21 protein-coding genes and 2 tRNA genes are annotated in these 20,236 nt (G+C 54.2%); 8 read left to right on the forward strand and 15 right to left on the reverse strand.

Annotated features, from left to right (window positions below; genetic code table 11):
* Positions 1–10: 10 nt before the first annotated feature.
* The 4 genes from ACZ42Y_RS05520 to ACZ42Y_RS05535 form a co-directional block, all read right to left on the reverse strand.
* Positions 11–310, reverse strand: coding sequence for a helicase HerA domain-containing protein (locus ACZ42Y_RS05520; RefSeq protein ID WP_083494522.1), 300 nt, complete (start codon positions 308–310; stop codon positions 11–13).
* A 318-nt stretch (positions 311–628) separates the two neighbouring features.
* Positions 629–1,546, reverse strand: a complete 918-nt coding sequence (locus ACZ42Y_RS05525) for a hypothetical protein (RefSeq protein WP_168371300.1) — start codon at positions 1,544–1,546, stop codon at positions 629–631.
* A gap of 141 nt (positions 1,547–1,687) precedes the next feature.
* Positions 1,688–1,927, reverse strand: a complete 240-nt coding sequence (locus ACZ42Y_RS05530; RefSeq protein ID WP_236698150.1) for a hypothetical protein — start codon at positions 1,925–1,927, stop codon at positions 1,688–1,690.
* On the reverse strand, positions 1,902–2,057 hold the full coding sequence (locus tag ACZ42Y_RS05535; RefSeq protein ID WP_168371299.1) for an AbrB/MazE/SpoVT family DNA-binding domain-containing protein: 156 nt from the start codon (positions 2,055–2,057) through the stop codon (positions 1,902–1,904). Before ACZ42Y_RS05535 ends, ACZ42Y_RS05530 begins: the two co-directional genes overlap by 26 nt.
* A gap of 415 nt (positions 2,058–2,472) precedes the next feature.
* Between ACZ42Y_RS05535 and ACZ42Y_RS05540 the strand changes: the two genes are divergently transcribed.
* A complete protein-coding gene (locus tag ACZ42Y_RS05540; protein WP_464735240.1) occupies positions 2,473–3,558 on the forward strand; it encodes a hypothetical protein in 1,086 nt (361 codons plus the stop codon).
* Between the two features lie 172 nt (positions 3,559–3,730).
* Positions 3,731–4,045 carry a TrbC/VirB2 family protein gene (locus tag ACZ42Y_RS05545; RefSeq protein WP_058370906.1) on the forward strand — a complete coding sequence of 105 codons (315 nt, stop codon included), beginning with the start codon at positions 3,731–3,733 and terminating at the stop codon, positions 4,043–4,045.
* A gap of 612 nt (positions 4,046–4,657) precedes the next feature.
* On the opposite strand, the gene ACZ42Y_RS05550 is transcribed toward ACZ42Y_RS05545, so the two are convergent.
* Positions 4,658–4,769, reverse strand: a tRNA-Thr gene (locus tag ACZ42Y_RS05550).
* A gap of 447 nt (positions 4,770–5,216) precedes the next feature.
* Between ACZ42Y_RS05550 and ACZ42Y_RS05555 the strand changes: the two genes are divergently transcribed.
* On the forward strand, positions 5,217–5,963 hold the full coding sequence (locus ACZ42Y_RS05555) for a DUF2208 family protein (RefSeq protein ID WP_464735241.1): 747 nt from the start codon (positions 5,217–5,219) through the stop codon (positions 5,961–5,963).
* A 20-nt stretch (positions 5,964–5,983) separates the two neighbouring features.
* Here ACZ42Y_RS05555 and twy1 read toward each other — a convergent pair whose 3' ends face one another.
* The gene (gene twy1, locus ACZ42Y_RS05560) at positions 5,984–7,135 is read right to left on the reverse strand and encodes a 4-demethylwyosine synthase TYW1 (protein ID WP_464735242.1); all 1,152 of its coding nucleotides are present in this window, start codon (positions 7,133–7,135) and stop codon (positions 5,984–5,986) included.
* 391 nt (positions 7,136–7,526) lie between these two features.
* Complete coding sequence (locus tag ACZ42Y_RS05565) at positions 7,527–7,889, reverse strand: MGMT family protein (RefSeq protein ID WP_464735243.1); 363 nt, start codon at positions 7,887–7,889, stop codon at positions 7,527–7,529.
* A gap of 152 nt (positions 7,890–8,041) precedes the next feature.
* Between ACZ42Y_RS05565 and ACZ42Y_RS05570 the strand changes: the two genes are divergently transcribed.
* Positions 8,042–8,118 (forward strand) — tRNA-Met (locus ACZ42Y_RS05570).
* 114 nt (positions 8,119–8,232) lie between these two features.
* On the forward strand, positions 8,233–10,398 hold the full coding sequence (locus tag ACZ42Y_RS05575; RefSeq protein WP_464735244.1) for a hypothetical protein: 2,166 nt from the start codon (positions 8,233–8,235) through the stop codon (positions 10,396–10,398).
* On the opposite strand, the gene ACZ42Y_RS05580 is transcribed toward ACZ42Y_RS05575, so the two are convergent.
* Both ACZ42Y_RS05580 and ACZ42Y_RS05585 read right to left on the reverse strand, forming a co-directional pair.
* Positions 10,339–11,556, reverse strand: coding sequence for a nicotinate phosphoribosyltransferase (locus tag ACZ42Y_RS05580; RefSeq protein WP_464735245.1), 1,218 nt, complete (start codon positions 11,554–11,556; stop codon positions 10,339–10,341). The two genes, ACZ42Y_RS05575 and ACZ42Y_RS05580, sit on opposite strands and share 60 nt — an antisense overlap.
* 5 nt (positions 11,557–11,561) lie before the next feature.
* Positions 11,562–11,972 carry a secondary thiamine-phosphate synthase enzyme YjbQ gene (locus tag ACZ42Y_RS05585; protein ID WP_058370900.1) on the reverse strand — a complete coding sequence of 137 codons (411 nt, stop codon included), beginning with the start codon at positions 11,970–11,972 and terminating at the stop codon, positions 11,562–11,564.
* 138 nt (positions 11,973–12,110) lie between these two features.
* Between ACZ42Y_RS05585 and ACZ42Y_RS05590 the strand changes: the two genes are divergently transcribed.
* The 3 genes from ACZ42Y_RS05590 (at position 12,111) to ACZ42Y_RS05600 (ending at position 14,484) form a co-directional block, all read left to right on the forward strand.
* Positions 12,111–12,539, forward strand: coding sequence for a thioredoxin family protein (locus tag ACZ42Y_RS05590; protein ID WP_464735246.1), 429 nt, complete (start codon positions 12,111–12,113; stop codon positions 12,537–12,539).
* Positions 12,540–12,777: 238 nt separating this feature from the next.
* Positions 12,778–13,614, forward strand: a complete 837-nt coding sequence (locus ACZ42Y_RS05595; protein WP_058370898.1) for a BtpA/SgcQ family protein — start codon at positions 12,778–12,780, stop codon at positions 13,612–13,614.
* Positions 13,615–13,746: 132 nt separating this feature from the next.
* On the forward strand, positions 13,747–14,484 hold the full coding sequence (locus tag ACZ42Y_RS05600) for a methylenetetrahydrofolate reductase (RefSeq protein ID WP_058370897.1): 738 nt from the start codon (positions 13,747–13,749) through the stop codon (positions 14,482–14,484).
* Positions 14,485–14,490: 6 nt separating this feature from the next.
* Here ACZ42Y_RS05600 and gatC read toward each other — a convergent pair whose 3' ends face one another.
* The 6 genes from gatC to ACZ42Y_RS05630 all read right to left on the reverse strand — a co-directional run bounded on the left by gatC (position 14,491) and on the right by ACZ42Y_RS05630 (position 20,227).
* The gene (gatC, locus tag ACZ42Y_RS05605) at positions 14,491–14,781 is read right to left on the reverse strand and encodes an Asp-tRNA(Asn)/Glu-tRNA(Gln) amidotransferase subunit GatC (protein ID WP_058370896.1); all 291 of its coding nucleotides are present in this window, start codon (positions 14,779–14,781) and stop codon (positions 14,491–14,493) included.
* Positions 14,771–15,814, reverse strand: a complete 1,044-nt coding sequence (locus ACZ42Y_RS05610) for an MBL fold metallo-hydrolase (protein WP_236698148.1) — start codon at positions 15,812–15,814, stop codon at positions 14,771–14,773. The genes gatC and ACZ42Y_RS05610 overlap by 11 nt, the downstream gene beginning before the upstream one ends.
* A gap of 183 nt (positions 15,815–15,997) precedes the next feature.
* A complete protein-coding gene (locus ACZ42Y_RS05615; protein WP_464735247.1) occupies positions 15,998–16,987 on the reverse strand; it encodes a hypothetical protein in 990 nt (329 codons plus the stop codon).
* A 240-nt stretch (positions 16,988–17,227) separates the two neighbouring features.
* Complete coding sequence (locus ACZ42Y_RS05620) at positions 17,228–18,055, reverse strand: protein-tyrosine phosphatase family protein (protein ID WP_464735248.1); 828 nt, start codon at positions 18,053–18,055, stop codon at positions 17,228–17,230.
* Positions 18,056–18,060: 5 nt separating this feature from the next.
* A complete protein-coding gene (locus tag ACZ42Y_RS05625; protein ID WP_236698146.1) occupies positions 18,061–19,257 on the reverse strand; it encodes a lactate utilization protein B in 1,197 nt (398 codons plus the stop codon).
* Positions 19,250–20,227 (reverse strand): (Fe-S)-binding protein, encoded by a 978-nt coding sequence (locus ACZ42Y_RS05630; protein WP_464735249.1) that lies wholly within the window; start codon positions 20,225–20,227, stop codon positions 19,250–19,252. The genes ACZ42Y_RS05625 and ACZ42Y_RS05630 overlap by 8 nt, the downstream gene beginning before the upstream one ends.
* Between the last annotated feature and the right edge of the window lie 9 nt (positions 20,228–20,236).

Below are 20,236 nucleotides of genomic sequence, written 5' to 3' on the forward strand. Positions count from 1 at the left end.
CCAGAAATCCCTAGAATAATTTTTGAAGGGCTGATATAAACGATTCACCAACACGCTCCAACTCCTGCACATCGCGGTACTCGAGGAAATTAATCCTAACAGTACTGCCATACACGCTGGCTGTTACAGGGTCAATGTATACAAGCCTATCAATCTTGTCCTCAGGTATAAGCATGACAATCTCAAGTGCAAGGTCTCCATGAGGGTCGAGAAGAGTGAAGCCCTCGCCGAGATCAATGTGTTGCTTTATCAGAAACTTCAACAATGTAGACTTACCAGTACCAGACTCACCAAATATAGCAATATGCACCTATCGTCCTTATAGATACCATATGCTTTATTATTGAATAAACCCAGATACACTACTTCCTCAAGGCGTTTTAGTTTGATCAAAGCCATCACCTAATAACGCATAGTATGTAGGAATATAGTTACGGATGCTGATTAATCCCATAAAATCTTTCAACTCAAATTATATTTTTAGAACACTTCATGAAGCCACAAGAAGGGCCTATTGAATATGTAGAGCTATTTAGTTACGAGACCTTCATCCTTCTTTTATGATAGGAGCTGTCAGTTCTAAAGGTTTCTTCTAGGATAAAAAAAGTAAGTTATTTTTCAGACCATTTTATTTCTTTGAATGTCCTATGAGAGCTCCGACAATACCTGGCAGGATATGAATAGCTCCCACCATGGCCAGTCCAAACATTGCCAGCTTCTTTAAGGCTTCAAAGAATTCTAGACGTCTTTTTGTCTCAATCCACTCCCTGAAGCCGGGCATTATTGTGGCTAATTTTGTTCTTAGTTCATCGAGTTTATAGGGGTTAAATTCTATTATTGGCGCATTTCCATATCTTGTCAGGTAGGAAGGTAGTCCTCCCAATGATACTCTTTCATCCTTAATTATTAGCATGGGTTTATTCAAACCGTAGGCTATTCCTGTCTCACTATAGAGCCACTCTAGTGTTCTCCAGAGCCCTGTCAAAGCATCAAGATGCCTTGGTGTCGCTATTGCTATTACAGCATCGGATCTCGCTATTTCTCTTCTTACCGCCTGAGGAACTTCCTCCTCTCTAACCTTTACTTCTACGCCTATTGTAACCGTTTCGAATCCCCACTCCTTTATCATTTCCACTATGGGATCGCCAATAACTCTATCCTCAGTACGCAAGCCTCTAGAGACGAATACCCTGTATAATGGCTGCGGATATATACTTAAGAAATACCTCCTCTCATACTCCACAATACCTCTATCAACCCATGTATTGCTAAAGTACTCGTAGACACGGTGCCTTATTAGAAATATTTTTCTGCCAACAACATTTTTAGGCAACAATATTCTCGCGGTACCCAAGTACATATTGCTCCTAGGGGGAATAGCTCCTGCCACAGTATTGATCCTGTATTTTCCGAAGTCGAACTCTATTTCAAAATCACTAAAATATAGATAATTATCGCCAGTATTTTCAACCCAGAAGCTCACAGTAGCTGTGTCTCCTGGCGAGTACGTAGACTTGTCAAATGCCCACCTTAGGATCCAGCTCATTTTAGATCCCCTGTTAATTTGTTCTTAATAAGAATGTAATAAATATTATATAGCTTTGAAGATAATTCTTCAACTTATACCATAGATCAGGAGCAAACCTGATCTCCCCCTCCCTGCTCACACAAGTCACCTACAATGCTTTTATATTTTTATAACTTTTTCTCCGCCTAGGACATATTCTAATAGAGTAGTAAACTCTGATACTTTACCATGAGGGCTTATGCCATAGTAGTAGTTGAATTCGCTACGGCATTTGGGGCATTCAAGTATTCTAACCGTGTAAAATCTAAACCTCCGCGGCTCTTTTAACAGTTTAAACTTGGAGATGTCTACTTCGTATCCACAGTATGGGCATTTAACCATGGCTCCCAGCCTTCCCAACAACTATTCTTCCTTCTTCGAAAACCCATTCTATTTCATCATTCTCATGAAGGTCTAGAAGCTTCCTTACTTCACGTGGAACAGTGGTTCTATAGTATTTACCGATACGTGTAACGGATAATATAGGCATAAACACTATATCACCTCCTATGAGAGAATATAGTGGTAATACTTTATAAAACCAGCCAGAATAATGTCTCTAAGCAATATATACTACCAGCTTCTTCCATAATCCCATAGCGGAATAGTCTTAGAGAGCCTTATAGTTGGGGAGGAAACTACTCGCCTTCTCCATGCTCATGGAGACTTGTATCATAGATGAGAACTCCCCGGTTCTCAGCCTTCCTAAGGGGGCTGGGAGGAGCTGTGAAGCCTCCCCTAAACAATAAGGAGTATAGAGAGGGTTTCCTTTGGTTGGGGGTTCAAGATGCGTTGGAGCCCCCTAAACAGTTGAGCCACAAATTTGTGGTGAGGATGGTCGGGGGCTTTCGTGCTATTTCAGCCCCTGCAAATAAAAATAATAGGGGAACCGGGGTTCCCCTAAAATGCAGTGGGCGATGGAGTTGGAATCACCTAAGATTACCTCTACCAACGTGGAACCCTGCAGAGACACAATAGCTCCATGCCTCATGTTTAATGTCCGTGTTGAAGGATTTGATGCTGGTAGAGGGATTTATATTCCAGTAGATGGCGCACTATATTCTGATGATGAAAAATTTCTGACACGAATCATTCTTGACAAGGTTTCATTCAGCGGTACATCATTTCCTCCACAAATAATAGTAGATTACGGGGAGAAGTATCCCAGAGATCTCAAGCATACTCTGATCCTCGGAGGCAAAGCATTACTAGATCCTAAATCTATAAACTATATTGAGGAGAGGAGGAGAATAAACAAGTATCATAGAGTTGAATTGAAGCTTAAAATAAGATTTATAGTACTTTACAGTACGGTTCATCATCCAGACGACATATATAGGGTGGGAAAGGATTTTCGTTTAGCCGGGCTCCCAAATGATGCTGTAATGTTAAAAGCCGGAAAACCATTACTGGGTATAAACAAATTAAAATTACTGGGTATAAACAATACTGTATATAGCGAATATGAGACACCTATTACAATTGAGGGTCCTAGATGGGTTAGAGATTTTGCCCCCGCACTAGGACTTGGAAACTATGTATTGCTAGAGCTCCCATTACCAGGGCCATTACCAGAGCCGGAGGAGTCCTTACAGCGCTTTATTAATGCTATTAAGTCGCTAAAGCGAGCTAGAGAGGCTATATATGAGACTCTTAGTATTGGACCACCATTAACAGCTCTTAGGAATGCCCTCATAGAAGCCTGCTATGCGTTGGAACCCTTAAAACTCGCTACTAGGAGCCAAAATGGAGGATGCATGCTAGTTAAGGAAAAGCTTAAAGAACTATTCCAAGGAAACGAGCTATTAGCTAAGCTCGTGACAGAAGTTTTTACCAATGTCAAGACAATTTCAACAAGAGGCCCTGAACCCACACAACCCCATCTAGCACCCGGTCCAGCACTAACACTATATCAAGTAGAATCACTTATAGGACTGGCAACATTCATACTCAAACTTCTACTAGATACACTCAAGTATAGACGCATATGAAAACACAATCCCAGCCAATTGCTCGTTTTAAAATGTAAACCTCTACTCATCAAAGAGCCCAGATAACTTTCTAAGAAAGATAAACGCTTCTTCATTTATATGTAACTATGTTTTACCACGTGTTTCTTTGTGGTGTTAGATATGTGTTTAATTTACCGGGTTTAGCAGGCGGATGCGCGCTATTGCCAAGCTTTTTCCGGTATGGCTATCTGTGATTCTGCCTAGTATAGTGTATGCTCAGGATGAGACTCAGCCGCCTGAGGAGCTTGTTACAATGGTTGACAAGATCCTAGGGCTCCTGCAGTATCTAGGCATAGCAGTTTTAATAGGCGGAATGATCTGCACCGGGATCCAGCTTGCCACAGCGGATACACCAGAAGAACAGGCTAGGGCTAAGAAGAGGCTTGGGCTAATAATCTTGGCAGGAGCAATAATGGCTCAAGCAACTCTTTCCGAGTTAAACCGTTTGCCTCAGCTATTTGTTTAAGCCTGTGGCTTTTCTCCAATACTTCTTCGGGAGTGCTGGGAGAGAATGTGTCTGTGAAGGGATCCCATTTGAATACTTCTATGTAACTTAATGGTATAGGCTTCCTAGACCCCAGATCTAGTCCTGTAACCTCCCACACATTAGCCAGCTCCTCGGCTAATCCTAGGCCTATGCCTGCCTGTAAGAAACACTAGAAACTGTTTCTCGGGAAGCACTGATTTAACAGGCTTTTTCGCAATACCCAGACCTACGAAGCCTGATACAAGCACGATAACAGCTACTTCCCCAAACCTCAACCCGCCACCTATCGATAGTGATGCTGATATAATGATGAAACAATGATTAGCAACTGCCTAGCGCTCAGGCCTCCAATAAACGGGAAGCTGAAGAGAGGCTGCATCCACCAAGACCTATCCTCAACAGCTAAAACCCTAACCTCCCTAACCATTACATCATCCCATGAAAAGAGGGGAGGAGAACATAGTAACGGATATACATTATAAACGTTATTATCCTAGGTTAGCGAATTATCAATAAAGTGTTAGGAAAATTAGGGAGGGACATGAACATGAGGGTATGGAGCCGGATGGTGGGTTGGGGAAGGCCCGCGACTGGAGCCGCCGCCGGGATTCGAACCCGGGACCCCCGGCTCCCTCGGAACCCGCGGCTCCTGGACCCCAGCGGGGCTTACGAGGCCGGTGCTCTACCGCTGAGCTACGGCGGCACCATGTAGTATGGCTAGGAGGCCCGGCGGGCGGCTTTATAGGGTTATCGTAGTGTCTAGCCTCTAGCGGCCGATGATGCGTCACGCAGGCCTAGTGAACCCCGCCCACCCTCCGGGGCGGGGGATGCCAGGGCCCGTCCACGCTTGAGGCCTCGTCTCGAGCCTCCCCGGGGAGGGTGGTCAGCGCTCAGCCTTCTCCTCATAGCCCTCGGCGTAGGACGCCTACATCACCTGCAAGGCTTTCGAGAGCGTGGCCCTCAGCTCCAGGTTCCTCGCCAGCGGGCTCGGCCCGGCTCTATTCATCACGTCGGAGGCCTTCCCGTGTTGGGTAGCCACAGTCCCCTGGCCTTATTAGGGGCCCACTTCTCGTAGCCCGGGTGGATCAAGGGGGCTCATACCGACTTCATGGGTGAAGCCTGTAGCCCGAGGTAATAAAGGTGGGTGGGTTTGCTCTCGGAGCGTGCCATGATGCTCATAGGCCAGCTTTATCTAGCAGTGCTCTCCCTAGTCATAGCCATAGCGCCTCACTACTACTGGCTTGTATTCATAGTCTACATAGTGGCCATAATGGCGCTGGGCATGTATTCAGCCCGGGGGGTCTCCGGCAAGGTACCGAGAGAGGAGGTGGTGAAGGCGAGGACTCTTATGAAGGAGGATAAGGCCTTTGAGATAGCGATGGAGGATGAGGACCTCATAAGGCTCTACGCCGGCCAGGCTAAGTCAATGATGATAATGCTCCTACTACTCCCCATCTACTACATCCTCTTCAGGGCGGCGGCAGCGTATCATGATGAGGCAGTTGCTAACCTAAACTCTATTGGCATACACGGGGTTCTCGCAGGCTTCGTCTTCTGGCTACTAGTATTCGAGGCGATGTTCCTGCTGAGCCAGGCCTCCAGAAAGCTCATGGTGGGAGGCGGTGTGAAGCAGCCACCGCTAGTGCCTCACGGTTTCCGCGTGACAGAGAAGGGTATAGTTATGAAGGGCTCCATGGGCCAGGTCATCGGGTTCCCCCTGCCGGAGGGAAGCGAGGTCAAGCTGAACGAGTCAAAGAACTATGTCGAGATAAGGTATCCTAAGGGCAGCAGGGTGAGGCTCTATACGCGCAAGGCGCGTAAGCTCTACGAATACATAGTGCGTTACGGTCTTGCAGGCAGGGTTGAGGGTAAGGAGGCTAGTAAGGAGCCCGCCTAGAAACCATTGGGGGTTGTGGGTTAAATCTTCTGTTCGAGGACCATCCGGTACTCGGTCTCGTCGAGGCTTGGGTTCTTCTTTAGCGCCTCTAGCATCTCCTCTAGCCGGTCCTTCTCCTTCTCTATCTCGCCTTGGCAGCCCTTGCCAAGCCTTATCGGCTTGTCGATCCTCGATAGGAGAACCACTCTACTCTCTATCTGCTGTGATATTACTTTGTAGCCTGTCATATCGGCGAACTTCTTGGCGAAGGCTAGGATCTCCAAGTGGCGCAGCATATCAGTACGGCTGAGCCTGTTCCTGGCCGCGCCGACATGCATGTAGGACTTGAACTCCACATAGGTGGGCTGCGCTATCTCAACCATCTTAGCCCAGGCCTTCAAGGCATCTTCATGCATATTGAAGCTCCTAACTAGCGTGAACCTTATCACAGTGGGGCTTGAGAAGCTTGGCAGGAGCTCTAGCGTCTTGAGTGTTAGCTCCCAGGCTCTGGGTACAAGAGGCTTGTTAAACTTGTTATAGCTGCTCTTGTCCCAGGCCTCTATGCTTATGTAGAGCTGGGAGGGCTCCTCCTCCAGGTTTGCAAGAACGTCGGGGCGGACTCCACGTGTGACGAGGAATGTCGTCATGCCACGTTTGTGGTACTCTTGTATAAGCTCGCCGAGCCTCGGGTAGAGGGCAGGCTCGCCGGTGAGGCTTATGGCCACGTGTACAGGGTTCATTGCCTCCTCAAGCATGCGCTTCATTCTCTCGTTGAACTTTGGATGGCCCCAGTAGCCCATGAGCGACTCGCGGTGTGCCTCAATGCTGCCCTCGGCTATGAGGTCGGGGTCATCCACCCATGGCAGCTTGGTGTCGTCCCATTTGAGGGTGTCGGTGGGCCTCAGCCTCCAGCAGTGTAGGCATGCGTTCCAGCACCATAGCGCTGCAGGGCTCATCTGTACGTCCCGGTGGCTTTCGATGCCATAGAACTTGCACTTGTAGCAGAACCTGTTCTCCACTAGAGCCGCATGGGTCCAGTGGCACTTCTTGACGACGCTGTGGCGCCCGACTATAATGTAGCCCTGCCTTTCGAGTATCCTGTAGAGCGTGCGGTAGGGCTCTGGGAAGTCGTCTATCCTGTACTTCCACCTCTTGCCGCGTACTGTCCTGGGCTTGAACTCTAGCTGTGCCATTTCTAGCCCCCGTAGGCTGGGGTTTGATCGACTTCTGCTACTCTAATAGGCTTAGCTGGACAGGCAAACCCCTGGGCGGCTATTCTTTAAATGGCGGGTCCGGGGTGCTTCTAGTCTCCGCCGTGGGGGATGTGGTGCACACCCTTTGACCGAGTTGGCGGTGAGGGAAGTGGCCAGGGCCGAACCCCTCCTAGTCTGGATCAGTGCTCCGCCAGCCTCTTCACCCCCCAGGCCTAGTGGACTGCCTGCTAAGGGGGGTCGGGCCCAAAGGTCGTCATCATCGCTATGCTGAGCCAACACCTAGCTGACCATGCCTGGAGCATGATGAGTTCCCTGTGGTCTGAGGAGGGAGGTCCAGCGCACGGCCCCTGACGCTCTGTACCTTTACCCTTCATGGGTCATCAAGGTCTACTTCAATGCCTCTCCCATGCTTCTCTGCAACCTGCCAGAACTCGCTGGGCGAGTCTATAACGTTCCTGGGCCGGGCTTTCCCGTCAAGTGCGCCCTCTATTTTTAGGAGTTTCTTCTTGAAGTCGATGCCCTTGCTGAATCCACCCAGCCTCCTCTTCGCTACTACGCGGTGGCAGGGCACTACTATGAGGTCCCTATTTGCCCTCATATATGCTCCCACAGCCCTGGGTGAGGTACCTAACAACTGGGCTAGAGCATTATAGGTTATCGTGTAGCCTGGAGGGACTATTGTCAGGAGTAGGTATGCAATGTCCCTGCGGGTTGTGGGGTCCTTCCAGCTCACCCTCTCCCCACCTATGGGTCGGCCCTGCTGCGGGGAGGCCAGTCATCCCCTCCCGGGTGCAGTGGCTGCCGGGCTAACAAGGTAAGCCCGTAAAGCTTATAAGTAGAGCGGGGACCCGTGAAGAAGTAACATGGCGGATGGCGGGGTAGCATAGCGGGGTAGGGTAGCCTGGTAGCCCGCGGGGCTCATAACCCCGAGGTCGGTGGTTCAAATCCACCCCCCGCTACCACAGCCCGCAGAGAGCGGGCCCCCGCCGCCACTCCTTCTACACCGGCCAACCTCCCCCTAGCAGATCCCCACAGTCCTGCCGGCCTGCCTTAGCTCCGGCCAACCCCCTCTAACGGTGACCGGCCAGGGCTACGCGAGAAACCAGGGGTCTATGGACACTAGAAGATACTACATGCTGGTTATGCCCTTTGCCATTAGGAGCATATCCATTGGAGGGCAGCATAACAGCTTTGGTAACCTGCAGCGGTGTATTCCACAGAGGCTAGTAGTTGTAGGCGGCAACGAGAGGCTCCTCAAACTAAGCTGCAATAACAATGACAGCGTGCTGGTCCCCCTAATAGATGGGCAGACGGTCTCCATTGGAGATAGCTTTAGTGGCTGTAGGCCGGGCGATAGCGAGTCTAAAGTTATAGCGGAGGGCCCTCACGCCATAATATATGAGCGTAGAGGACTCTTTAGTCAAAATCTCCTGGTCCTCTTCCGTGCAAGCGGATGTAAAAGATGGGATAGCATAAGCAAGGCCAACGTTGTGACCCAGGGATCTGATCTAGTATCAAGCTTTGTGCTCTATAAGCGTGCGGGCGAGTACCTCCTCATACTCGACACACTTAGCTCGTTTATGCATTTGAGAATAGGCGAGAAACCGGGCCTCGTGAAATATAGGAATGGCGTGGTAGCGTTATTCTTCCAGGATTATGTGCGCCTCGTAAATCCCGCGGCAGGCTTTGTCGACGTGCCCTCGGTGGAGCGCAGCTTAGAGCCCCTAGGCTACAGCATGGATGGTGATGTGCTCCTCTACAATACTAACGATAATGTTGTATATCTTGTGGATAAGCTGGGCGGCATAAAGCCGCTCGTGCGCTGCCGAGATGCCTCCCCCATACCCTCCTATGAGGGGTACAGCATACTTGACTGTGATGGGCGTATAATGGGCGGGTCTAGCGCTCTAGCATCATACGCGCTGAATCTCGTCAAGAGGGCGCTGGCTCTCCATAAGGCTGTTGTCGTGTTTCCCTACGTGGTCGTAACGAGGGATAATGAGGTCTCTATTATAGAGCTGGGTAGGGTCTCGTCAATACTGTTTGAGGTTTCCCCCAGCTCACGGCGGCTTAGCAGGGCTGTGGGTGCAGGAAAGCTGGGAGAGAGCGGCGTCAGCAACCTAGTTTCTATAATGGAGAGTGAGATCTTTGGTAAATTGGTTGATGCTGAGATTAGGCTTGAGGGAGCGAGGCTATGGACAACTAATAGCGGAACTCTCTGCCTAAGAGAGAATTATTGCGGGCAATCAATACTCGAGGCTTGGGGCAAACTAGTGGGAATAGATAGTGTAGAGAGCATAGAGCTGCTGGTGGGAGACAATAGGGTAGAGCCACTAACGCTCCATGAGGACAATAATTTATTTCATGTAGTCTATGTGCTCGGGTTTAGGCCAAACGCTTCCAGGATTGCTCTGCGGGAAAACGCCACTGGAGCCCTGGCAGAGATCGAGAGAATACGTGAGCACCAGTTATCCCTAGAAGTTACAGTGATGGAGGTTGTTCCACGCGGTCTAGACATTGTCGAGGTTGTGTTTAGGGTTGATACTAACATGGAGCTCTACAAGCTGCTAGTGCTTCCCCGGTTTGTAAAGGCTAGAGTAAAGTCTGCACAGAAGCATGCCAGGCTCTACAGCGCCTTGGTCCCGGTGGAGGATCTAGTCAACAGTGATAATATAGGAGTAGTTGGTGTAAACGACAACGGCATATTGCTCAAGACGGAAGCGCGGCTTGTCAAGCCATTGGAGGATGTACTAGGATCCATAGAGAGGTTCGACATAGATATTAGAAGGGGCCGCTTGTATATAGTGATGGAGCTTAGCAGGCCTGGCTACCTTGCAGCCAGAGTTAATGGATTGGATGTGGTTGTTGAAGCGGGGCCTAGACTCCCTCTGCGTGTACCTGGGGGGCCGGTGGAGCTTACACTGAGAGACGCTAGGGGCGTGAGGAACCTAAGGCTCTTTGGGCCTACCGAGAGTAAGGTAAACGTAGGCCTCCTAGATAGGAAGCGCATGTATCTAGGATGCAGCTATGAGTGCATAGTGCTATGCTATGGTAAACCACTCAACAGCGGTACAGTTGTCATCGATATAGAGAGATTGCTTGATAGCGGTAACGGTGCATGCAAGGTCATTAATATAGGATATGGGTTCGTGAGGGAGCACAGGCTGGACGCAATTAGGGCCCTAATGCTGCTTGGTGCTAGGGCTGGTATAGCTCTCGCCCAGCTCCTTAAGCTGCGATAGTACATAGTTCCTTATCTCATCAAGGCTCGGTACCTCTGTCAGCAGCTCGCCTTTCTCCATGATCTTCTCTAGGAGCGGTTTAGGCTCAGATCCATCGCCGCAGTTTTTCTCCGGCTTCTGCCCCCAGGGCACTATGGTATCATTGAGCGGCTTGCAGCGGTATACCTGCTTCATTCCAGGTAGCTTACCGCGTTTCGTTATGGGTATCCACTTGTCGCCCCTCTTAACCTCTACAATGTCCATGCTTATATCTATGCTGGGCGGGAAGGCTATTGAGGTGCCTACGCCGAAGCCGTCGGCTACATCCCTAAGCTCTATTATATCGTTTTCATCGAGGCCACCGCTGACGATTATTTTAACATTGTTGTAGCCATGTAGATTGAGCGTCCAGCGCACCTCCTCAACGATACGCCGCATGTTGCCCCTCCTGCTGCTCGGCGTGTCAAGCCTCACGCCGAACAACTTATCTCCGAGAGTCTTAGCTGCTAGCAGTGCCTCATACCTCTCATCGTAGAATGTGTCGACTAGAGCTATCCTGGGCACCTCGGGCTCAACGATCTCGTCAAAAGCCTTCCAGGCCTTTACAGGGTCCCCGAAGACTATGATGAGTGCATGGGGCATGGTTCCCTTAGGCTCTAGGCCGAGCATCTCGCGCGATATGGTTCCAGATACTGCGTCACAGCCGCCTATGTAGGCGGCTCTATCAAGCATTGGAGCCAGAGCCGGGTGTGCGGAGCGCAGGCCGAAGAAGAGTAGAGCCTTGTCCCCCGCAGCCAGCCGGAGCCTGGCAGCCTTGGTGGCTACACTAGACTCGTGCCTAAGAACGCCTAGTATAGCGGTCTCCAGCTCTGCGAACTCGCAGTAGGGGCCTTCAACAACCATAATGGGCTCTACGGGCTTGAAGAGCGTACCCTCCCTCATGGCGTAGACGTCCACATTCCTGCCTTCAAGTATGGCAAGTGCCTCCTCGAGCCCAGCCAGCACCGCCCATTCATAGCCCTTAGGGAGGCTGTAGGCGTGGAACTCTGCCCTGACAAGCGTGTCGCAGAGACCCTTAGCCTCCAGGATCCTCTTTGTCCGCGTGAAGTAGATGTCGGTCACACGGCCTTCACGTATATCCCTTGGATCCGCGACATATAGTTGGGGCCTCCGGGGCAATGATCCTACTCCCCCAGCACCTCTACGATAACCCTCCTGCTCCTAGGGCCATCGAGCTCGAGTAGAAGGATGTTCTGCCAGGTGCCGCGGACAAGCCTCCCGCCGGCAACCGGGAATACCCTTGAGGGGCCTATCACGGCGGCTGCGAGGTGCGCATGGGCATTATTATCTATCCGGTTATGCCTCCACTTGTAGTCCGGCTTAAAGAGCTGCTTAACAAGGTCTATATAGTCTTCGAGAAGCCCGGGCTCGGCCTCGTTAGCTATTATGGCAGCCGTAGCATGAGGTACGAAAACCATACACATGCCGTTCCTTATCCCAGACTTAGAGACAATGCGCTCAACCTCAGACGTTATGTCAACCGCTTCAAAACGCTGCCTCGTAGACACAACAAGTTCGTCCACAAAGACCCGCATCCCAAACGCCCCCGTGCCTTAGACTCGCCGCACCATAAGCTGCCCGGGAGACTTCAAAATAAGATAGCCCGCATTGACCGCCACTGCAGCACAATTAAACGTAGGCCCCGCCAGCAAAGGATGCGCGGGTGGCACCGGATGAGCAGCGTAGACGAGGTAGCTGCAGAGCTGCGGAAGCTTGTAGAGCAGAAGATAAGACGCATAGAGCAGGATCTGGGAGACCCCCTCTACTACATAGAGAAGGACTTTGATAAGGTGATAGAGAGGTATCCAGTAGCCGTGGTAGAGTTCTCCGCGCCCTGGTGCAACCCCTGCAAGGCCTACACTCCAGTCTTCCGGCGCGTGGCACGCCGCCTTATAGAGGAGTACAACGGCAAGGTACTCTTCGCATACCTTGACACAGACAAGCTACCCGAGATAGCTGACCGCTACAATGTCGAAAACATACCTACAACAATAATATTCGTAAACGGCCACGTGGCCGACGTGATAATGGGGGCTACAACCGAGTCGAGACTCGAAGACAAGGTCAGATCAATACTCAAGGAGGTTGTCGGGGGCAAGTAGCATAGCGGGGACGAGACTAACAACCGGCCCTGGCTCCGGCAACCAGTAACCACTTTTATTGGGAGGTTTCGGCAAAGGGGGAGGCCTGTCATCCTTTCAACGGTCCCATTGGGGACAGCGCATCCACATCCCTAGGCCACTATAGGGGGTTCAGGGACACCGAGCCTCCTTATATATTTAGAGCCCATTAGAGCCTATAGCAACGTGCTGTGATGAAAAAGGTCGAGGGCCGAAAACCGTGCGGAGAGAGGATGGCGCTGAGCCGCTCAAAATACCTGTACTCGGCTTCAAGCCGCTGATAGGAGTAGTGCATCTACCCGCAACACCCTCCTCGCCCAGGGGCCATGGCGATGTCGAGAGGCTGGTCGAGTACACGGTTAACGAGGCAGGCAAACTCGAAGAGGCAGGCTTCGATGCAGTTATAATAGAGAATTACGGCGATAAGCCCTTCGCGGTGGCAGGCCGTGATGACGTGCTGACCGCTGTCCTCAGTGTCGTGGCAAGGGAGGTGGTGAGATCAACAAAGCTCCCCGTAGGATTGAGCGTGCTGCGAAACAACGCCTCCATAGCCCTTGCTGTGGCCTATGCCACCGGCGCCAGGTTCATCAGGCTTAACGCCTACTGCGACACCAGGCTCTCGCCAGAGGGGCTTCTGGCCCCAGCGGCGAGGGAGGTGGAGCAGATGAGAAAACAGCTTGATAGACACATAATGGTCTTCGCAGACATAGATGTAAAGCATAGCTACCCTCTCGGAAGCTATGACCTCGGCGCTGTCCTTAGCGACTGTGTGGAGAGAGGCTATATGGATGCAGTTATAGCAAGCGGGCAGGCCACCTCAAGGCCCCCAGATCCCGGGTATGTTGCCTTCATAAAGCGGGGCTCGCCGAAGCCAGTCCTCCTTGGAAGCGGGCTGAGGCAGGAGAATCTACAGCTATACTGGAACATAGTGGACGGGTTCATAGTAGGCTCGTCAATAAAGTATGGTGGCAGGACAGCTAACCCCATAGACCCGGAGAAGGCCAAGAGACTGGCAGAGGCTGTTAGAGAGCTTAGAGACAGAGCCAGGCTGGCCTAGGTGCTGCGCCAGCCCCGGTGGAAGATATAAGGAGGCTAATGCCGGCTAGATTCTCGCTAGAGCAGGACCAATGCGGCTGCGGGCCAGGGACAGTGCCTGGGCTGCATCGAGCCATCAGGAGGCGAGGGGTACATGCGTCTGCTGGGAGAGCTTGAACCCACGAAGAACCCCGACAAGCTAGCGCTTCGCGTAGAGAAGCTCGCTCAGGCAGTGGACGCTATAGACATACCTGAGGCCCCCATGGGAAGGCCTATAGCGAGTGCAGCAGTGCTAGCAGCCTACATAAAGGCTAAGTACTTCATCGATGTAGTTCCCCACGTGCGGATAGTGGATGTCAACACTGTAGGGCTGCTGAGCATACTTGGCGGCCTAAGGGCCGCCGGTGTAGAGGAGGCTGTACTGCTTCGCGGTGACAGACCAGCCCTAGGGGGCACTGTAGAGGAGCTGACTGTCGAGGAGGCTGCAAGTATAGCAGCCAAGAGGCTGCATGGATCCCCGAGGCTTGGTGCCATGCTTAGCTTGCGATACCCCATGGAGGCCATCCGCTCGCGGCTCGAGGCCCCTCTCAGCTTCTACCTAGTGCTCCGTGCAAACTACTCGATAGAGAGGCTGGCCGAGGTTAGCAAGCTCGCCAGGAGCCTGGGGAAAACGCTCTACCCATACGTGATAGTGGCTAGTAAGAAGAACTACGAGAAGCTCAAGATGATGCTGGCAGACCAGCCGATATATAGCCTGGACGAGGCTATAAGGTTTGCAGAGAAGGTAAAGAGCTACGTGGACGGCCTGCTCATATCGAGCCCCGGAGACATGGACACCGTTGCCGAGGCGGCACGCGAGATAAAGAGGAGGCTTGGCCTCCCGAGGGGTTAGGCCCCCTCACTCCTCAACAGTTCTCGGAGCTACCACGAACCCCTTCTCCACCCTGGCAGCGTTAAGGAGCGCCCTCTCCCGGTCCAGGCTCCCAGATGGCTTGTCCTCACGGAGGAGCCCCTCGCTGCCGGTAGAGTGGTAGAGAGGCTCAACACCCTCCAACCTGGCCTCTAGAAGCTTGTCTATCAGCCTCCTGGCCCTCTCTATACGCCTCCTAAGCTCCTCAGCCTCCTCCCCGAGGCTTATGCGGGAAAGCCAAGCCAGCTTCTCCAGGCTCATATCCTCCCTAGACGCCATCGACTCCACCCCCTGGCAGAGCCACGGCTGGTATTCCGAGACGCTTAGACACGTAGGAGGCGAAATAAGCGGCAGCCCTACCCCCACGATAGCTGTCAGCGACAAGCAGCCGCGGCCGGGCCTCCTCCACGTAGCTTACCAGCTGCCTGAAGTCAGCATGGTCGCTGAACGATACTACCAACTCCCGCGGGCCCAGCCTCCGGAAAGGCTCCCTAAACTCCCAGCCGGTTAGCAGTACGTGGACAGGCCTCGCGCCGTTCTCTCCAGGCAGCGATCTACGCCTACGCCAGCTACTATAGTGGCGAAAGCCTATGTACCAGCCGCTACGCTTAACCTCCACGGCCTCCCGGGTACCCTCCACCACCACGTCGCCCACGCGGTACCCATGACGTTCGAGAACCTCGACGCTGCGGCCAACACGCTGGTTCACAAGGAAGGGTGCGTCAACCCCTTGGTTGCGGAGCAGCAGCATTATCTCCTCGATCTTCCCATAGTAGCCATAGAGGTATACGGGGCCGTGGGAGAGCCCCTCCCGGACCACATCGGCTAACAGCAGGTCGATCTCCTCCTGCCACGGTCTGACCCAGTCCTCGAGCCCGTACGTGGCATCTATGACAAGCACGTCTAGATCGCTCAGCACCTCGGTACCGGGCAGCTTGAAGTCACCGGTATAGCCCACCCGTACCCCGTTCTCCAGCTCCACCAAGACCTCAGCGGCTCCAGGCACATGGTTAGCCCTTCTTAGAGAAAGCACATCGCCCTCCACGGACACCTGGACCCGGTAAGGTAGGGAAAGCCTCTTGCTAGGCGGTATCCTGTAGCCAGCAGCCTCGAGCAGGTCCAGTGTGAGCGGGGTGGCAGCTATCAGCGATGCCTCCCGTATGCTCCTCCTCAGCCCCAGAATATGGTCCTGGTGTATGTGCGTCACAACCCTAACACCATAGCCCGGCGCATGACCATCGACAGCAACCCGGCTTCCAAGCACTATCGCCCCGGTCTCCGTCACAGCGGCGAGATCCAGCAGGCTCCGCAAGGATAAGCGCTCCCTGGGATAGCGGGAAGGAGGCGAAGGTATTACAATTAAGCTTTGAGCCAACTCCGCGAGATCCAGCCCAATAAGGGGATAAGCGCCCTAGACATTGAGCCCCGGGACAGCCGGGGCATGGAACTATAAAACAAGAGAGGGGAGGCTGCGCCAGGCCCGCTGTCCTGGACCTCACTGGCTGCCCTGCTTGGCGAAGCCGAAGGTTAGGTTGAAGAGCTGGTCCAGCTCAGCCTTTATCTCATCCCTCTTCTCCTTCACGGCCTTTACTATGGCTTCTAGCGCGTTATAGGCCCTGCTCGGTATCTTGCCGCGGAACCAGCTCACATCCTTAGCCATGCCGACGCCTATGCTATCATACTTCACCCCAGTCAGCGGGTCCTCCTCGCGCTCGTTGATTAGCTTGTCTATCTCCAGCACCAGGGTACCCCTGGCAAGCATGTAGTCGCCGTAGGGGTCTACGAGCTTCAGCACCTGCTTCTTTATCTTGCTAAGGATCCTTATGCCAAGTATCTTCTCCGGGGACGGCCTTATCTTGGCAGCCTGCAGTGCACCCAGCAGCGCCACTATGCCGCTGAGATCGCTGAAGGGCTCGTACCATGGCCTGCCCCTGCCGCCGGCAAGCATCTGCTCGGCGCTCGCACGGAGAAGTACCTGGCCGCTCAGCACAGTGTTGTAGGCGCTGGCACTCCTGAACTTCTCGTCAAGAGCTATGTCGATTATGCTCTCTGCATTGCTGCCTACGAATAGTGTGTGGCGGGCGGGTGTGTCAAACACCACGCCCATGTAGAAGCCGAACATCACGGCAGCCTCTGGCCTGTCGGCAGCCTTGAACACCGTGTCGCCTAGAAGCGTCCTCTGAAGTGCAACGTCGCTTAGCCTCCTCGGGGCCTCGCTGTAGGCGATAACCCTCACCAGGCCGAAGCTCTGCATCATACGTAGGTAGTAGAGCAGGTCGTTCATACCGAAGTTCTTGAGCGCTACGTACTTCTCTCCCAGCATCTCCACCCTTACAATACCGCCGACTATGTCGCTGACCTTCTTCGGAGGCTGCCCTGGCTCGGCGGCCCCCGAGAGCATATCCTTATAGAATTTTATTAGCCCGGATATGCCGCCTAGCTTGCCCTGCGCAGCTGCGGCTAGCTCCTTGAACCTACGCGGCACTCTAGCCTCTAGGGTCAGAGGGGGTAACAGCATACTCCCACCGCTCCACGTACAGCTATACATTGGACCAGGAGTTAAAAATTGCCCTCTTCAGCCCTGTATGCCAGCCATCAGCGGCTAGCATGTTTAACGTATATTAGCTGATTGCAAGGTCGGTATTACTGCAGCTTGCACGGGCTACCTGCATCCAGCCCCGTGGGACCGCAAGGAAGCAGCTAAGGATTGACTAGGCTGCAGAGCTTACTCATAGGAAACCTCGACGTGGAGAGCAGCCTTAAGCAGCCCCGATAGGGCGGTACGCACATCCTCCGCCAGAAGGTCGCAGAACTCTGTATAGCTGGTGCAGCGTAGGTAGAGGGTGTACCCCTCCTCGTCCTCTACTATATCTATCTCGGCAAAGGCCTTAGAGGAGTCTAGAACCGAGAGCAGCTTTCCAACCAGTGTAGCTGCACGGCCCGAGCCGGCCCCAGCCCTCCCCGCCGCTAGAGCAGCCTCCACGACCTCCAGGGCTAGCCCCATGGAGCCGAGGCCGCTGGCTGTGATAGCCTCCGCCGCCTGGCCCGCCAGCCGGAGCAGATCCCCGGCCACCCCGTCCCCGTAGAACGGCTCAAGCCTCTCCTCCCCCACGGTAAGCGCGGCCTCGAAGGCTCTCAGCACACCCCTCTGCCACGCCGACTCGACAGCCCCCGGCCGTATCCTCCTAACCGTCATGATAGCGCGGCGGGCGGAGAAGCCGTAGCGGTAGACGAGGTAGCCTGCTGCCAGCGTGGCGCTCCTACCTCTACCGCCCATGCAGTGGATGAGGACCCTCTTCCCCTCCTCGGCCATCTTCGTAGCAGTTTTTGCAGCATAGTAGAGCTGCCAGAGGCTCGGCCCCATGTAGTCGGGTACCGGGAGGTGGATGAACCTCTCAACCCGCAGCTCCCGCGGGTCGTATGCCAGCTCGTGCTTCTCGACAGCGGCTATAACCACGTCGAAGCTCTTGGATATGTATGGTAGGTCCCAGGGTCCAGGCATTGAGGAGAAGGCGACGTACTCGTCTACACTGAACACCCTGCTAGGCCGCACGAGGGTCACCCGGATAGCCCCATCCTCCTGGTGTACTGCCTTTTCAGCCAAGCCGCTATCCTCGACAAGGGTATCTCCATGGGGCAGACTAGGTCGCACCTCATACAGCCGAGGCAGAGCATTGCAGCCTCGGCAGCCACCTCAAGGCTCTCGGTTACGGCGGTCCAGCCGAGCCCCATAGGGCCTCCATAGACCCTTCCTCCCCAGTGGTTCGCAGACTGCTGCCATACCGGGCACTCCAGCTGGCACCTGCCGCAGCGGATGCAGCGCAGCTGCTCCGAGAGAACCGGATGCCTTGCAGCCCTCCTCCTGCCATTGTCAACTAGCACTACGTGAACCTCCCTTGGCCCCTGGGCGCCATAGACACGGTGGAGCTCAATGTCGGCAGTGCTGCTGGGTCCAGCGGTGACGTTCACGTAGGTCGGCGGGTAGAGGCCAGCATAGGCAGCCTGCACCAGGACAGCCTTGAAAGCATCCAGTATGGTTGGCATTATCTTGTCGACGCCCGTAACTACTACGTGCTTCCTGGAGAGGCCGGATACAATCCTAATGTTGCCCTCGTTCTCCACTAGGAACACGGCGCCCGTGTCGGCGGCCACCGCGTTAGCGCCGGTAATACCCACGTCTGCATGCACCAGCTTCTCCCGGAGAAACCGGCGCACAGCCTCAACGATCTCCTCAGGGCTGCCGGAAGATAGCTCAAGCCCGAGCCGCTCAGAGACCAGTCTCGCCGCCTCCACGCGGCTAATGTGGACCGCCGGGGCGATCGTGTGCATGGGCCTACCGTTCTCAAGCTGCACGAGCAGCTGCCCCAGGTCCGTCTCCCAGACCCTGTTGCCAAGGGCTTCCAGGTGCTCCCGGAGCCTTAGCTCCTCGGCAACCATGCTCTTAGACATAACCACTAGCTTCCCGCGCCCAACTATGCCGGCAACTATCTCCCTAGCCTCCTCCGGGGTCTCGGCAAGGTACGGCCTGGCCCCGACACGCCGCAGGCTCTCCATAGCCTTATCTATATAGTAGTCTAGCCTCTCGATAACGCTCTTCTTGGCCTCTTCAACCTCTCTGGCTAGGTGCTCTACCTCCGGGTGCCTCTCCAGCACCCTGGCCACGTTCCTCTCATTATTCTCCGCCGCTCTCTCCAGGGCCCTCCTCAGCGAATCGTCCTCGAGAGCCTCCTCGACCTCGCGGAGGACTCTACTCACCAGCTGCAGCACCCCCATCGACGCCGAGGAAGCCCTTGGCAAGCACCAGCGCTATATCCACTATAGTCTCGTCCCTGGCCACCCTCGAGAGGTTAGCATAGCAGATGGGGCATAAGGTGACCACCCTCTCCGACTTCTCCCTAAGCTCCCGGAGCCTTGCCTCAGCGATCCTCCGCGCTAGCCTGGGGGAGAGGGCCTCGACAGGCCCCCCGCAGCAGTAGGTCATTCTCCCACTTCTCCTCGGCTCGAGAACCTCCACCCCGGCAGCCTTCAGGAGGCGCCTAGGCTGCTCTACTATGCCCAGCGCCCTGGCGTAGAGGCAGGGATCGTGAATGACCATGGCGCCTAGGCTGCCAGGCGCTCGGGCCGGCTTGGAGCCGAGCCTCTCGGCAAGCAGCTCCAGGTAGTTAACCACCTCTATGCTGAAGCCCTCCACGTACTCCGGGTAGACGCTGCGCATAACATAGGTGGTGTGAGGGTCCACCGTTATCAGCTTCTCGGCGCCCCTCCTCCTCAACGCTTCATAGACTCTCGCCGCGTGCTTCCTGAACGCCTCCTCGAGCCCGAGGTCGTAGAGAAGCACCCCGCTATACAAGTCGTCCTCGTAGAGATAGGCGTACTCGACCCCAGCCCTCGAGAGGAGCCGGGCTATCGAGGAGAGTATCCCCTCCACAAGCTCGCTCTCCCGCCTATCGGGCCTCACCACCCTTGCTGCCAGCTCTGCCAGCCTCGTGGAGGCGAGCTTCGCGAGCCTAGAGCCCCCCTTGCCGAGCTGCTCGAGCAGCGAGACGTAGGCCTTTATGTAGGGGACTAGCTGGTAGAGGGCTCCGGTGTAGAGGTATACCCGGCCGTTACGCGGCAGGCCCAGGGGCTGGGCCCACCGGTACACAGCCTCCCGAGGCGCTGGCACCGGCAGCCCGGTGCGTAGAGTGGTCTCAGCTATGGCTGAGAGCACAGAGCGGAGATCCAACCCCGGGGC

This window comes from Pyrodictium brockii, from assembly GCF_055379715.1.

What these genes read in the sequence shown, in the direction of transcription:
- ACZ42Y_RS05535 (WP_168371299.1), bottom strand. Translation starts at nt 2,057, where the DNA reads ATGCCTATATTATCCGTTACACGTATCGGTAAATACTATAGAACCACT.
- ACZ42Y_RS05585 (WP_058370900.1), bottom strand. Translation starts at nt 11,972, where the DNA reads ATGCGGGTCTTTGTGGACGAACTTGTTGTGTCTACGAGGCAGCGTTTT.
- gatC (WP_058370896.1), bottom strand. Translation starts at nt 14,781, where the DNA reads ATGGCGTCTAGGGAGGATATGAGCCTGGAGAAGCTGGCTTGGCTTTCC.
- twy1 (WP_464735242.1), bottom strand. Translation starts at nt 7,135, where the DNA reads ATGGCACAGCTAGAGTTCAAGCCCAGGACAGTACGCGGCAAGAGGTGG.
- ACZ42Y_RS05600 (WP_058370897.1), top strand. Translation starts at nt 13,747, where the DNA reads ATGCGTCTGCTGGGAGAGCTTGAACCCACGAAGAACCCCGACAAGCTA.
- ACZ42Y_RS05540 (WP_464735240.1), top strand. Translation starts at nt 2,473, where the DNA reads ATGCAGTGGGCGATGGAGTTGGAATCACCTAAGATTACCTCTACCAAC.
- ACZ42Y_RS05525 (WP_168371300.1), bottom strand. Translation starts at nt 1,546, where the DNA reads ATGAGCTGGATCCTAAGGTGGGCATTTGACAAGTCTACGTACTCGCCA.
- ACZ42Y_RS05590 (WP_464735246.1), top strand. Translation starts at nt 12,111, where the DNA reads ATGAGCAGCGTAGACGAGGTAGCTGCAGAGCTGCGGAAGCTTGTAGAG.
- ACZ42Y_RS05545 (WP_058370906.1), top strand. Translation starts at nt 3,731, where the DNA reads ATGCGCGCTATTGCCAAGCTTTTTCCGGTATGGCTATCTGTGATTCTG.